Source organism: Parabacteroides provencensis (assembly GCF_900232875.1).
GTDB classification, from domain to species: Bacteria; Bacteroidota; Bacteroidia; order Bacteroidales; family Tannerellaceae; genus Parabacteroides; species Parabacteroides chinchillae.
The window spans coordinates 174,477-186,845 of the sequence record NZ_LT960491.1 but is presented as its reverse complement, the minus strand read 5'-3'; the positions used below and the strand labels follow the sequence as shown (position 1 = coordinate 186,845).

Below are 12,369 nucleotides of genomic sequence, written 5' to 3'. Positions count from 1 at the left end.
AAAAATTAAGTCTAAAAGTGTGTATCTTTGCAGAAAATATAATATATGGCAAAACAAAACTCTCCTTTGGTATTAGGTACCGAACCTATCGGTAAGTTACTGACCCAGTATGCAATTCCGGCCATTATAGCGATGACAGCTTCTTCTCTTTATAATATGGCAGACAGCATTTTTATAGGACATGGTGTTGGTCCGTTGGCTATTTCTGGTTTGGCTTTAACTTTTCCATTAATGAATTTAGCAGCAGCTTTTGGTTCGCTTGTTGGCGTCGGAGCTTCTACTTTGGTATCTGTTAAGTTGGGACAAAAAGATTATGAAGGAGCCAATAAGGTTTTGGGAAATGTACTGATGTTGAATATCCTGTTAGGGGTTACTTTTACTTTTGTTTTTCTTTTTCTGTTAGATCCGGTTTTATATTTTTTTGGAGCCAGCGAAAATACGATTTCTTATGCGCGCGATTATATGCGGGTTATTTTATATGGCAACGTTGTTACTCATATGTATCTGGGATTGAATGCTGTACTTCGTTCTTCGGGTTTCCCTAAGTTGGCAATGTATGCAACATTGGCTTCGGTTGTAATAAACTGTGTTTTGAATCCTCTTTTTATATTTGGTTTCGGATGGGGCATTGAGGGTTCGGCCTGGGCTACGGTTATTTCTCAGGTGATTTCACTGATGGGACAGTTTATTCATTTCTCAAAACCGAAACAGTTGATTCATTTTCATCGTGGCATATTTCATTTGAGATCAGAAATTGTAAAAGGAATCCTATATATAGGTATGTCCCCTTTTCTGATGAATATGTGTTCGTGTCTGATTATAATTTTGATAAATAGAGGGTTGAAAGAATATGGAGGCGATATGGCGATTGGTGCGTATGGCATTGTAAACCGTATTGTTTTTCTCTTTATTATGATCATAATGGGTTTCAATCAAGGTATGCAGCCTATTGCCGGATATAATTTCGGAGCCCGCCAGTTCCATCGTGTTACGGAAGTAACTAAACTGACTACTAAATGGGCTGTTGGAGTAGCTACTTTTGGATTTTTACTATGCCAGTTGTTTCCTTCACTGATCGTACAGTTGTTTACTGTGGATGATGAATTAATTAATGCTTCCGTGTATGGTTTGCACATTGTGTTTGCTGTATTTCCGATTGTAGGATTTCAAATGGTGGCAACAAACTTTTTCCTTTCCATAGGTATGTCCAAGAAAGCTATTTTCTTATCACTTACCCGTCAGTTGCTGTTCCTTGTACCTTGCTTGATTATCCTTCCGCGGTTTTTCGGAACACTCGGAGTGTGGATCAGTATACCGGTAGCCGATGCAACTGCAACTATCGTAACGGCTATTGTTTTGGTGAACCAGTTTAGAAAATTTAAACGTATGCCGAAAGAATAAAAAAAATTGTATCTTTAACGCTGTAATACTTTTAACAATTTACTCTATGGATAATAGAATAGTACTGACCATCGGCCGGCAGTTTGGAAGCGGTGGACGAGAAATAGGACAAAAACTGGCAAAATCTTTGGGCATTGCCTATTACGATAAAGAATTGTTGTCTGTAGCGGCAAAAGAAAGCGGATTGTGTGAAGATGTATTTGAGCAGGCCGACGAACGTGCTTCAAGTGGCTTGGCCTATGCTTTTACAATGGGCTATTCGTATATGAGTATGTTTACTCCTTTCAATGATATTTTGTCTAACGATGCACTATTTAAGTTGCAAAGTGATGCCATCCGGAAGTTGGCCGAGACCGAATCGTGTATTCTGGTCGGACGTTGTGCCGATTATATCCTCCGTGATGATACTGCATGTATCAGTTTCTTTATCCATAATACAATGGAAAATCGTATTCAGAGGATTCTGGAAAGTCAGCAAATTACTGTAGAGCAAGCGAAAGAATTGATAGTTAAAACGGATAAATCCCGTGCCGCTTATTACAATTACTATACAAATAAAGCTTGGGGCGTTGCTTCTTCGTATAACTTTTCCATAGATGCTTCTGTATTAGGTATTGACGAAACAGTGGCCTTTATGAAGAGTTTTGTTGAAAAGAAGCTCAGTATGAAACCACCGCATTTCGGATAATTTATTTATTCCATCTTCTGTATTTTTTCAAGTCGTTTATCAATATCGGCGCTGAGGTCGGTCGTAATAAAGCTACCATTCATATTTTTAACTCATCCCGATGATTTTTGAAAATGATCAGGATGTTTTTCAAAAATTATCGGGATGTTTTGCAGCGAAACGTTCTTCTTTTGCATCTTAAATTGTAGACAGCGTGTATTGCCTGTGATAGATAGTTAAAGTATATATAAATGCTTTGATTCCATTAATAACAGGCTATATTTGTACCTATAGTGCAAGGTGTTTATTCTTTAAAAAAGAAATACTAGTTAAACCATCGGGATGGTTCAATGTCTAAAATATAAATATCGATTAGGAATATATAAACGAAGAGGAGAAAAAATATGAAACCCATGAAATTAACATCTGTGATAGTTATGCTTCTGGTGGCTTTCAGTGTTGCTGCCCAGGAAGAATTCTTTGATGATGTGTATTTCTCTTCAAGCAAGAATAAGAAGAAAGAAAAAGTAGAAGAGAAAAACGTAATACAAACAAAGAGAGAAGTCGCATCTTCAGCCACCTCAGCTTATGGTGCAAGTAGGGATGTGGACGAATATAACCGTCGTTACACTTCTGTAGATGTAGACGAACCTTATAATGATGACGATGAATTTACGGAGAGTGATGTTGTACAAACAAAAGCTGCTCCCGAACGTCGTTCCGATACGGAATATACAGAACGTATTATTCGCTATCATTCACCTAGCAAAATTACAATAGCTGGTGCCGATCAGGTTGATTTGTATTTGAGTGACGGATATTATGGTTATGGCTATGATACCGATTATTCAGATGGAAATGCAAATGTAAACTTCAATATCAATATAGGTAATAGCTGGGGTAACCCATGGTATGGCGGAGGCTGGTATGATCCTTGGATTGGTTACAGTCCTTGGTGGACTTACTCTTCATGGTATGGACCTCGCTGGGGCTTTGGTTGGGGCGGATTTTACGCCGGTTGGTCAAGCCCGTGGTATGGTGGTTGGTATGATCCATGGTATGGCCCATCATGGGGATGGGGCGGCGGCTACTGGGGCGGCCATTGGGGGCACCATCATCATTATCCGTATTATGCAACTCCATATACGAAATATAATAACGGACGTACTTCTGGCGGCAGAAGCTATGCCGGTACAAGCACATATAACGGACGTACTTCCAATGGAAGAAGTTATGCAGGCGACCGTTCTACTTCTTCTTCATTAAGAGGAAGTTCTACAACGGGACGAAGTAGTTCGGGACGTGTATCTTCATCTGACAGATCTGGCACATATTCAAGAAGCGGGGCTTCCGGAGCCGGCAGCAGATCCTCTATAGGACGTAGTTCTGCATCATCATCCGGTAACCGATCGTCATCAGTGAACTCCAGCCGTTCACGCGTGATTGAAAGAAGTAGCAGCGCTGGTCGTTCTTCGTCCAGCCGTCAATATACAGCACCGAGCCGTACTTATAATAATAATCGTTCATATAATAATAGTAGCCGTTCATCATCCGAAACCAGAAGTTACACAGCTCCTTCCCGTAGCAGTGGTTCTTCTATAGGTTCTTCAAGTGGTAGTTTTGGTGGTAGCCGGTCAAGTGGCGGTAGCGTTAGATCAGGAGGTGGCGGAAGCCGTTCCGGTGGTGGCCGTAGATAGAAAGGATATCAGGTTGATTAAATAGAGAATAAGATGAAAAAGATATTGATCGTAATGTCGGCACTCGCTTTGTATAGCGGTGCCGCTTTCTCACAAGGCGAGTTAGATGCTTTTAGATTTGTTCAGAATGATCTGAACGGAACAGCGCGTTATTTGAGTATGGGTGGTGCGTTTGGTGCTTTGGGCGGAGATATTTCGGCAATGCATAGCAACCCGGCTGGATTGGCAATTTATCGTAGTTCCGAAATTGTTACAACGTTAAGTTTGTCCAGTGTTTCTGCCAAATCTGATTGGCTGGGTAATAAAGTTGATAATAGCCGTACGAGAGTAAATTTTGACAATATAGCTTATGTGGGTTATTTCCCGACCTCCAATGATGCAGGTCTGGTGAGCTGGAATGTTGGTTTCTCTTACAATAGGGCAAAAAACTATAGCCGTAATTATACTATGAGTACCGGCGGCGGACTGAACACATCCCTGTCCGATTATATTGCCGAGTTGTCAACGCGTTTAGCTCATCGCTCTCCTGGTTTTATTGCAAACGACCTGAAAGACGGAAAAGGGCTTGACCCGTATGCTAACGATCTGCCGTGGATGTCTGTTCTTGGCTATAATGCCGGTTTTATGAATCCTATCGGAGGTGATAGGAGTAGAGAGTTTTCCAGCTCTTATATAAATTCGGGAACAGGAGAATGGCTGAAGCAGACGGGAGCCGATTTGAACGTGACGGAGAGAGGTGCAATTGATCAGTATAATATAGCTTTCGGATTAAATTTTTCTGATGTTTTTTTGTTGGGAGGTACGTTGGCTATTACGGATTTGAATTATGATTATTCTTCCTGGTATAATGAAGTATTTACGGATGACAGTAATCTGAAACTGGAAAATTCCCTTAGCACGGATGGTACAGGTTATTCTTTTAATATAGGAGCCATTGTTCGTCCGTCAGACTATTTCCGGTTAGGCGTTGCATATAATTCTCCTGTCTGGTATAAGATGACAGATTATTTTTACGCAAAAGGTTCTTCGCGTGTGATGGGGGGCGATCAATGGGCTACTACCCCTGATGGTGCATATTCGAATTACCAGTATCGTTCTCCTGATAAATGGTTGTTCAGTGCTGCTGCAATTATCGGAAAGTATGGGTTAATCAGTGTTGATTATGAGCTAACCAATTACAAGAACATGAAAATGTATTTTGAAAACGGTAATGAAAACCTGGAAACAAATACGTATATAAAAGAAGATTTTGGTATTGGAAATACCTTACGTGTAGGCGCGGAAGCCAGAATAACACCTCAGTTTTCGGTACGCGCGGGTTATGCTTGGAGCGGTAGTCCGGTAAAAGCTGATTTGAGAGACCAGAAAACTGAGACAGTTACTGTAGGTACTATTCCTAACTATACGATAGACCGGGGTGTGAACAATTATACAATAGGTCTTGGTTATCGTTTTACACCTAACTTCTATGCCGATTTGGCGTATGTGTATAAAGTACATAAAGAAGATGCTTATAATTTCTCTAATTTATATCCAATGGAAGATGGTGATATTGAAATCCTTAATCAGGGAGCAACTTTGAAAACAAATACGACGCGTGTGGCTTTGACATTGGGCTATAAGTTCTAAAAAGCCATAGTTAGTTCAGAAATGTCCCCTATTTGTACGTGAAAAGTACAGGTAGGGGACATTCTTTTTATAAAAAGAAATGAAAAACTTGCCTAATTAAAATAGTTTTTGTTCTTTTGCTTCCATAATAAACATTGTATAACATTAAAACTTCACAGCCTATAGCATAAACGTTACTCAAGGAAACTTAAAATAAGAAAAGTAATGAGTACATTAAAAATGATGACCGACGAAGATCTGGTTGTCCTTTATGCGCAAGGTGATAATGCTGCATTCGATGTTTTGTTAAGTCGTTATAAAAGCAGCATCCATTCCTATATTTACTTTATAGTACGCAATAGAGATCTTACGGAAGATATTTTCCAGGAGACCTTTGTAAAAGTTATTATGACTATTAAGCAAGGCCGGTATACAGAGAACGGGAAGTTTAAAGCATGGATAACGCGTATTGCCCATAATCTGATTATTGACTATTTCCGTCAGGAACGTAGCGAAAATACAGTCTCCAATGATGAGGTTGAAGTAGATCTTTTTAATAATATAAAACTTTGCGACGGAACAATCGAAGATAATATTGTACGTCGTCAGGTTCTTTCGGATGTGAAGAAACTGGTTAGGCATTTGCCTGATAGCCAGCGTGAAGTGTTGGAGATGAGGTACTATCAGGATCTCAGCTTTAAAGAAATTGCTGATATAACCGGTGTAAGTATCAATACGGCTTTAGGACGTATGAGGTATGCTATCCTGAATATGCGCCGTATGGCGGATGAAAACAGCATAGAATTATCTTTGGTATAATTTGATAAAATAATATCATTTCGTGCAATAAGTGGAACAAGGTAACGTTTTAATATCAAAAGAAAAAACAGTTGCCTATGAAAAGACTTTCTACTCAATGTATGAATGAAGCGGACAATAAAGCCAAAAAGAACCCTGATGACAAGAACAGCATGCCTCGCAAGCAAACGCTGGATTTCCTTAGTCAGTTTGCAAGGGTTTATCATGCAGAACCTCTGTTGAGAGCAGACCTCTGCGGTTTAGTAATGAATTAAAGAATTAGAGAAAGAGAACATTTATTATGTAAGTGTTCTCTTTCTTTTTATGTACCTTTGCAAAAAACAAAAGAGTATTTATGAAACATTTAATAGCACCCTCTTTATTGTCTGCGGACTTTATGCATTTGCAGGAAGAGGTAGAAATGATAAATAATAGTGATGCAGACTGGTTACACTTGGATATTATGGATGGCGTATTTGTTCCGAATATCTCTTTTGGCTTTCCTGTGCTTGAGGCATTGAAGCCTATTTGTAAGAAGCCAATGGATGTTCACCTGATGATAGTTGAGCCTCAGAAGTTCGTCAGGGAAATTGCAGCTATAGGTGCGTATATGATGAATGTACATTATGAAGCAAGTATGCATTTGCACCGTACGGTGGCAGCAATTAAGGAAACGGGAATGAAAGCGGCAGTTACTCTAAACCCGCATACTCCGGTTTGTCTATTGGAAGACATTATCCAGGATGTGGATATGGTATTGCTTATGTCTGTTAATCCGGGTTTCGGAGGACAGCGTTTCATTGAACATACAGTGGAAAAAACGGTCCGTTTGAAAGAAATGATAACCCGTAAAGGTTTGAATACTTTGATCGAAATAGATGGAGGCGTTAATATGGAAACCGGAAAACGACTGTTGGATGCAGGTGCAGATGTATTAGTGACAGGTAGTTTTGTTTTTAAATCTCCTGATCCGTTACAGACGATACGGGATTTGAAAGAATTATAATAAAATACATAAAATACCAAACCTTGACATAAATGATTGAAGAAATTCAAAAGCGGCCTTTTGTGAGGCCGCTTTTCTTATGGATAGCCGGAATCTTGTTACAGTTAATATTTCCTGACAGCAATCTTTCTGTTTTGTTTTTGTTTTCCTCCGGTACATTCTTGTTATTGGCATTCTGTTTCGAAGCGAACGGCAATAGATGTTGTTATAATTACCGCTGGACATGGGGATTTGTTTTTTCTTGTCTGCTAATAACGTCATCCATGTTTGTTACCGCAGGAGTTGAGCGGCAAGATAATCATGTTAGCCCTGCTGTAATACAGCAATTTGCTATGAAAGAACAATCAAAGTTGGCCGACTCTTTTGATTGTTTACACTTGACAGATAAAGAAAAATCGGTTTTAGCTACAATAACATTAGGATACCGGCAAGCTATGAACCCGGAGGTGAAAAGAAATTTTTCGACAGCCGGTGTGGCACATATTTTGGCCGTAAGCGGTTTTCATGTAGCTATCGTTTGTGGTTTTCTTTCCATTGCTTTGGGATTTCTTCCAAAGAACAGAACCGGACGATGGACTAAGTATATTTTAGTAGTGGTTCTTTTATGGAGTTTTGTTTGTGTCACAGGTATGGCCGCTTCAACAGTCAGGGCTGGTTGTATGTTGTCTTTTTACCTGACAGGAAAAGTTTTGCGGCGTACAACAGATAGCTATAATACTTTGGCTGCCGCGGCTTTTTGTATGTTGGTGTACGATCCGTTTTATTTGTTTGATATAGGTTTCCAGTTGAGTTATATAGCAGTATTCTTTATCCTGTATTTACAACCGTCATTAAGGAATTTTATTTATGTAAGAAATCCTTTGTTGTCGATTCCCTGGAATTGGATTACAATAACAATTGCGGCGCAGGTTGGCACGGCGTTACTTTGTTTATTTTATTTCGGACGGTCATCATCCGTGTTTTTATTCACGAACTTGCCTTTAACCTTTATTGCAACAATGCTTATTCCGATGGCATTTTTATGGCTTATGTTGCCTCAATGGTTCCCCGGTCTTGACTGGTTGCAGCGGGGCGTGGAGATTTTAACGCAATGGATGGTGAAAATTGTGGATGCTTTCAGTCACATTCCAGGAGCTATGTTTATTATTCAACTTGATTTTGTAAGTTTGATAATTTGCTATGCTATTCTTTTGTCATCGTTGTTATATTTACGTTTGCATCGTCCGGTATGGCTACTTTTATCATTGTCTTTATTGTTAATTATAATGTTTGCTGCAGTTATTAAAAGGTATTATATATCCTGAAACATAAAAAAGTCGTACCTTTGGCTTTGAAAATTTAGAAAGATTATATGATTACAAAAATCATTCACGAAGAAAAGATTCAGAAAGCCAAAAAGTACGTAGAAAAAGGCGAAAGTTTTGTTATAGTAACACATGTATCACCGGATGGTGACGCGCTAGGTTCATCTTTAGGTTTATATCATTTTCTGACTGCTTACGGTAAAGATAATGTTTCGGTGGTTGTGCCAAATGGATTTCCTTCATTTTATAATTGGATGCCGGGACGTAAAGATATAGTGATTCATGAGAAATATCCTGATTTTGCCGAACAATTGATACGTGAAGCGGATGTAATCTTCTGTTTGGATTTTAATGAACCGAAGCGTATAGAAAAGTTGGCTCCGGTTGTTATAGCTGCCGAAGGACGTAAGGTAATGATAGACCATCATTTGAACCCGGCCGATTTTTGTCGTGTAATAATGTCTTATCCCGAAATGTCTTCTACCAGCGAAATGATATTCCGTTTTATTTGTCGTATGGGCATGTTTGACATGCTGGATAAAAATGCTGCCGAATGTATTTATACGGGAATGATGACAGATACCGGCTCTTTTACATACAATTCAAATAAACCTGAAATTTATACGATTATCAGCGAACTAATAAAGAAAGGCATAGATAAGGATCTGATATACCGTCAGGTGAATCAAGTCTATTCGGAATCCCGCTTACGTTTGATGGGGTATGTCTTGTATGAAAAGATGAAAATATATCCTGGATGCCATACAGCACTGATTACATTGTCTGACGAAGAATTGAAGCGTTTCCATTATGCAACCGGGGATACGGAAGGTTTTGTAAATCTTCCACTTAGTATAGAAGGTATATGTTTTAGTGTATTCATTCGTGAAGATTCGGATTATATGAAAATATCTTTACGCTCTGTTGGCGATTTTCCTTGTAATCAGTTTGCCTCTAAATATTTCAGTGGAGGAGGACATAAAAATGCTTCCGGCGGCGAATATTATGGAACATTATCGGATGCCGTTGCCGTTTTCGAAAAAGGATTAGAGGAATTTAATCCTAATAAAATGGAAGATTTGAGTAAAAATGCATAAGATGTGATGGAGATTATTTACATTTGCCAGTCATTATATTTAAAGAGTTACAGATGAAAAAAGGTTTTAATTTCTTGTTGATTGTGTGTGCTGCGCTGGTGGCTATATCATGTAGTAAAACGAAAACGTATACGGATATGCTGAAAGCAGAAAAGAAAGCTATAAACCGCCTGATTGATGAAGAGGGAATTGAAGTATTGGATGATTATCCTGAAGACGGTGTTTTTAAACCCAATCAATTTGTGAAGCTGGATAATGATGTTTATCTGAATGTGATTGATTCAGGTAATGGCCAACGGGCGGTACTTGGACAGACACAGGTGTTGTGTCGTTTTATTGCAAAACCATTGCTGGGCGATACCTCATCTTTTAATACTTTGTCGGAAAGCAACACTTTTCCTGTAGAGTTTACTTATGGGATTAATCAGCCAAAAACTTCTTATTATGCAGATTTTGTAGGGGAAGGATTAGCCAGTGGCTTGGCCTATGTTGGTGACAGTTCGTATGTGAAATTGATAGTTCCGTTTAAAAGATTTACTCAGCAGACCTATTTTAACACGAATGGTATTCCTGTCTATTTTAAAAAGGTAAGATATATATTTGAAAAATAATCTGACTTATGACTCTAATTAAATCTATTTCCGGTATTCGCGGTACAATTGGTGGCAGTCCGGATGACGGGCTAAATCCGTTGGCTATCGTGAAGTTTGTGGCAGCTTATGCTACATTTATAAAGAAAAACACAAAAGTAAAGACAAACAAAATTGTTGTAGGACGTGATGCCCGTATTTCCGGTCCGATGGTAAAACAGGTGGTATTAGGCACACTTACAGGTATGGGATTTGATGTTGTGGATATTGATCTTGCAACTACGCCTACTACCGAAATCGCCGTTACTGTGGAACAGGCCTGTGGTGGAATTATTTTAACGGCGAGCCATAATCCGAAACAGTGGAATGCTTTGAAGTTATTAAATGAACGAGGCGAATTTCTGAATGCTGCAGAAGGTAATGAAGTATTGGAAATTGCAGCAGCAGAAAATTTTGAGTTTGCCGATGTTGACCATCTGGGTAAGGTAACTGCAGATAATACCTACAAACAAAAACATATCGAAAGTGTTCTGAAGTTGGATTTGGTGGATGTAGAGGCCATTAAGGCTGCCAACTTCCGTGTTGCTATCGATTGCGTAAATTCGGTGGGTGGTGTTGTTCTTCCTGATTTGCTTTATGCGTTAGGGGTAAAAGAAATCTTTAAGTTGCATTGTGCTCCCCATGGTAATTTCTCTCATAATCCGGAACCATTACCTGAAAATCTGACAGAAATTTCGGATTTAATGAAACATGCAAAGGCTGATGTAGGCTTTGTTGTTGATCCGGATGTAGACCGTTTAGCTATTGTTTGTGAAAATGGTGAAATGTTTAACGAAGAATATACGCTGGTAGCCATTGCCGATTATGTTCTGAGTCATACGCCGGGTAATACGGTTAGCAATCTTAGTTCTAGCCGTGCCTTACGTGATGTAACCCGTAATCATGGTTGTGAATATAATGCGGCTGCAGTAGGAGAGGTGAATGTTGTAACAAAGATGAAGGCAACCGATGCTATAATAGGCGGCGAAGGAAATGGCGGTGTTATTTATCCGGCAAGTCATTATGGCCGCGATGCTTTGGTTGGCATAGCTTTGTTCTTGTCTCATTTGGCAAAAAAGAAGATGAAGACCAGCGAACTGCGTGCAACTTATCCTCCGTACTTTATTTCAAAGCAAAAGGTTCAACTTACCCCGGAGATTGATGTGGATGCAATCCTTTTAAAGGTAAAAGAAAAATTTGCCCAGTATGACATTACCGATATTGATGGTGTAAAGATTGATTTCCCTGATAAATGGGTGCATCTTCGTAAGAGTAATACCGAACCTATTATTCGTATCTATTCCGAAGCTCATACAATGAAAGAAGCCGAAGAATTAGGCGGAGAATTGATTCAGATTATCAATGATATGTGTAAGTAGGAAATATAAGAAATAATAATGACTAGTCCTAAATAACCGTTACAGTTATTGGACAAAACTAAAACATTTATCACAGTTCAGCAAGGCTAGCCTTGCTGAACTGTTTGTTTTTATAACTTTTAATTTTAATCTGCCTCTGATGGTGCATATACTCCGGTGTTTTGTATCCGCACGAGTAATGTGGTCTGAGATTATTATATTTATAAACAGCATCCTTTACCAGACGCTTCATCTGTGCCAATGGAAGATTAAGGTCTTCAAGCAGAAACTCATGTTTGAGTATCCCGTTTATCCTTTCTGCTATGGCATTTGCATAAGGATCATAGGACTCAGTCATGCTCGGTATGATATGATACCGTTTCAATAATCTCTGATATGCATCGGAGCAGTATTGTATACCACGATCTGAGTGATGTATTAAGGGTTCCTCCCTGTACAATCGGTTGACGTTGGACATCTTTAAGGCACTAAGGGTACCCTAAAAGTACAAAGAACAGGAAAGGTCATATCCCATAACCTTCTTTGAATAAGCGTCTGTAATCAATGAGAGATACAAGTGACTGTTTCTATTTCTTATATAGGTTATATCCGAAACCCAGATTTCTTCCGGACGTATAGATTCCATATTTGCCACAAGGTTCTTGTGCCTGTGGAACCGATGGTGGGAGTTGGTCGTCACATGATAGGAACGGACAGGCTTTATGAGCATGTGGTTGGCACGTAGTATGTCAAACAGCCTGTCACGGCCAACTTTCTTCTCTTTCAATACCGGCTGAAGCATAT

The 12,369-nt window shown here is 39.2% G+C and carries 13 protein-coding genes; 11 read left to right on the top strand and 2 right to left on the bottom strand.

Annotated elements, in window-relative coordinates:
- The first annotated feature begins 45 nt into the window (after positions 1–45).
- From CTY47_RS14110 to glmM, 11 genes are all read left to right on the top strand, one after another.
- Positions 46–1,401: an MATE family efflux transporter gene (locus CTY47_RS14110; protein WP_099465422.1), complete on the top strand. Its 1,356-nt coding sequence runs from the start codon at positions 46–48 to the stop codon at positions 1,399–1,401.
- A 46-nt stretch (positions 1,402–1,447) separates the two neighbouring features.
- Positions 1,448–2,089, top strand: coding sequence for a cytidylate kinase-like family protein (locus tag CTY47_RS14105; RefSeq protein ID WP_099465421.1), 642 nt, complete (start codon positions 1,448–1,450; stop codon positions 2,087–2,089).
- A gap of 383 nt (positions 2,090–2,472) precedes the next feature.
- Positions 2,473–3,765, top strand: coding sequence for a hypothetical protein (locus CTY47_RS14100; protein ID WP_099465420.1), 1,293 nt, complete (start codon positions 2,473–2,475; stop codon positions 3,763–3,765).
- A 33-nt stretch (positions 3,766–3,798) separates the two neighbouring features.
- Positions 3,799–5,394, top strand: coding sequence for an OmpP1/FadL family transporter (locus tag CTY47_RS14095; RefSeq protein ID WP_099465419.1), 1,596 nt, complete (start codon positions 3,799–3,801; stop codon positions 5,392–5,394).
- A 204-nt stretch (positions 5,395–5,598) separates the two neighbouring features.
- A complete protein-coding gene (locus CTY47_RS14090; protein WP_099465418.1) occupies positions 5,599–6,192 on the top strand; it encodes an RNA polymerase sigma factor in 594 nt (197 codons plus the stop codon).
- A gap of 77 nt (positions 6,193–6,269) precedes the next feature.
- Positions 6,270–6,446 carry a hypothetical protein gene (locus CTY47_RS17140; RefSeq protein ID WP_199163430.1) on the top strand — a complete coding sequence of 59 codons (177 nt, stop codon included), beginning with the start codon at positions 6,270–6,272 and terminating at the stop codon, positions 6,444–6,446.
- Between the two features lie 80 nt (positions 6,447–6,526).
- Positions 6,527–7,177 (top strand): ribulose-phosphate 3-epimerase, encoded by a 651-nt coding sequence (rpe, locus tag CTY47_RS14085; RefSeq protein WP_099465417.1) that lies wholly within the window; start codon positions 6,527–6,529, stop codon positions 7,175–7,177.
- A gap of 332 nt (positions 7,178–7,509) precedes the next feature.
- The gene (locus tag CTY47_RS14080; RefSeq protein WP_233202202.1) at positions 7,510–8,481 is read left to right on the top strand and encodes a ComEC/Rec2 family competence protein; all 972 of its coding nucleotides are present in this window, start codon (positions 7,510–7,512) and stop codon (positions 8,479–8,481) included.
- Positions 8,482–8,528: 47 nt separating this feature from the next.
- A complete protein-coding gene (locus tag CTY47_RS14075; protein ID WP_099465415.1) occupies positions 8,529–9,578 on the top strand; it encodes a DHH family phosphoesterase in 1,050 nt (349 codons plus the stop codon).
- A 53-nt stretch (positions 9,579–9,631) separates the two neighbouring features.
- On the top strand, positions 9,632–10,189 hold the full coding sequence (locus CTY47_RS14070; RefSeq protein ID WP_099465414.1) for a DUF4827 family protein: 558 nt from the start codon (positions 9,632–9,634) through the stop codon (positions 10,187–10,189).
- 8 nt (positions 10,190–10,197) lie between these two features.
- Positions 10,198–11,586: a phosphoglucosamine mutase gene (gene glmM, locus CTY47_RS14065; RefSeq protein WP_099465413.1), complete on the top strand. Its 1,389-nt coding sequence runs from the start codon at positions 10,198–10,200 to the stop codon at positions 11,584–11,586.
- Positions 11,587–11,656: 70 nt separating this feature from the next.
- On the opposite strand, the gene CTY47_RS17475 is transcribed toward glmM, so the two are convergent.
- Together CTY47_RS17475 and CTY47_RS17470 are read right to left on the bottom strand one after the other, a co-directional pair.
- Positions 11,657–11,923 carry a transposase gene (locus tag CTY47_RS17475; RefSeq protein WP_233202057.1) on the bottom strand — a complete coding sequence of 89 codons (267 nt, stop codon included), beginning with the start codon at positions 11,921–11,923 and terminating at the stop codon, positions 11,657–11,659.
- A gap of 141 nt (positions 11,924–12,064) precedes the next feature.
- Positions 12,065–12,367 (bottom strand): hypothetical protein, encoded by a 303-nt coding sequence (locus CTY47_RS17470; RefSeq protein ID WP_233202201.1) that lies wholly within the window; start codon positions 12,365–12,367, stop codon positions 12,065–12,067.
- Between the last annotated feature and the right edge of the window lie 2 nt (positions 12,368–12,369).

Bases quoted from the DNA above. Each gene is read 5' to 3' on its own strand.
- CTY47_RS14110 (WP_099465422.1), top strand. From the start codon at position 46: ATGGCAAAACAAAACTCTCCTTTGGTATTAGGTACCGAACCTATCGGT.
- CTY47_RS14105 (WP_099465421.1), top strand. From the start codon at position 1,448: ATGGATAATAGAATAGTACTGACCATCGGCCGGCAGTTTGGAAGCGGT.
- CTY47_RS14100 (WP_099465420.1), top strand. From the start codon at position 2,473: ATGAAACCCATGAAATTAACATCTGTGATAGTTATGCTTCTGGTGGCT.
- CTY47_RS14095 (WP_099465419.1), top strand. From the start codon at position 3,799: ATGAAAAAGATATTGATCGTAATGTCGGCACTCGCTTTGTATAGCGGT.
- CTY47_RS14090 (WP_099465418.1), top strand. From the start codon at position 5,599: ATGAGTACATTAAAAATGATGACCGACGAAGATCTGGTTGTCCTTTAT.
- CTY47_RS17140 (WP_199163430.1), top strand. From the start codon at position 6,270: ATGAAAAGACTTTCTACTCAATGTATGAATGAAGCGGACAATAAAGCC.
- rpe (WP_099465417.1), top strand. From the start codon at position 6,527: ATGAAACATTTAATAGCACCCTCTTTATTGTCTGCGGACTTTATGCAT.
- CTY47_RS14080 (WP_233202202.1), top strand. From the start codon at position 7,510: ATGAAAGAACAATCAAAGTTGGCCGACTCTTTTGATTGTTTACACTTG.
- CTY47_RS14075 (WP_099465415.1), top strand. From the start codon at position 8,529: ATGATTACAAAAATCATTCACGAAGAAAAGATTCAGAAAGCCAAAAAG.
- CTY47_RS14070 (WP_099465414.1), top strand. From the start codon at position 9,632: ATGAAAAAAGGTTTTAATTTCTTGTTGATTGTGTGTGCTGCGCTGGTG.
- glmM (WP_099465413.1), top strand. From the start codon at position 10,198: ATGACTCTAATTAAATCTATTTCCGGTATTCGCGGTACAATTGGTGGC.
- CTY47_RS17475 (WP_233202057.1), bottom strand. From the start codon at position 11,923: ATGACTGAGTCCTATGATCCTTATGCAAATGCCATAGCAGAAAGGATA.
- CTY47_RS17470 (WP_233202201.1), bottom strand. From the start codon at position 12,367: ATGCTTCAGCCGGTATTGAAAGAGAAGAAAGTTGGCCGTGACAGGCTG.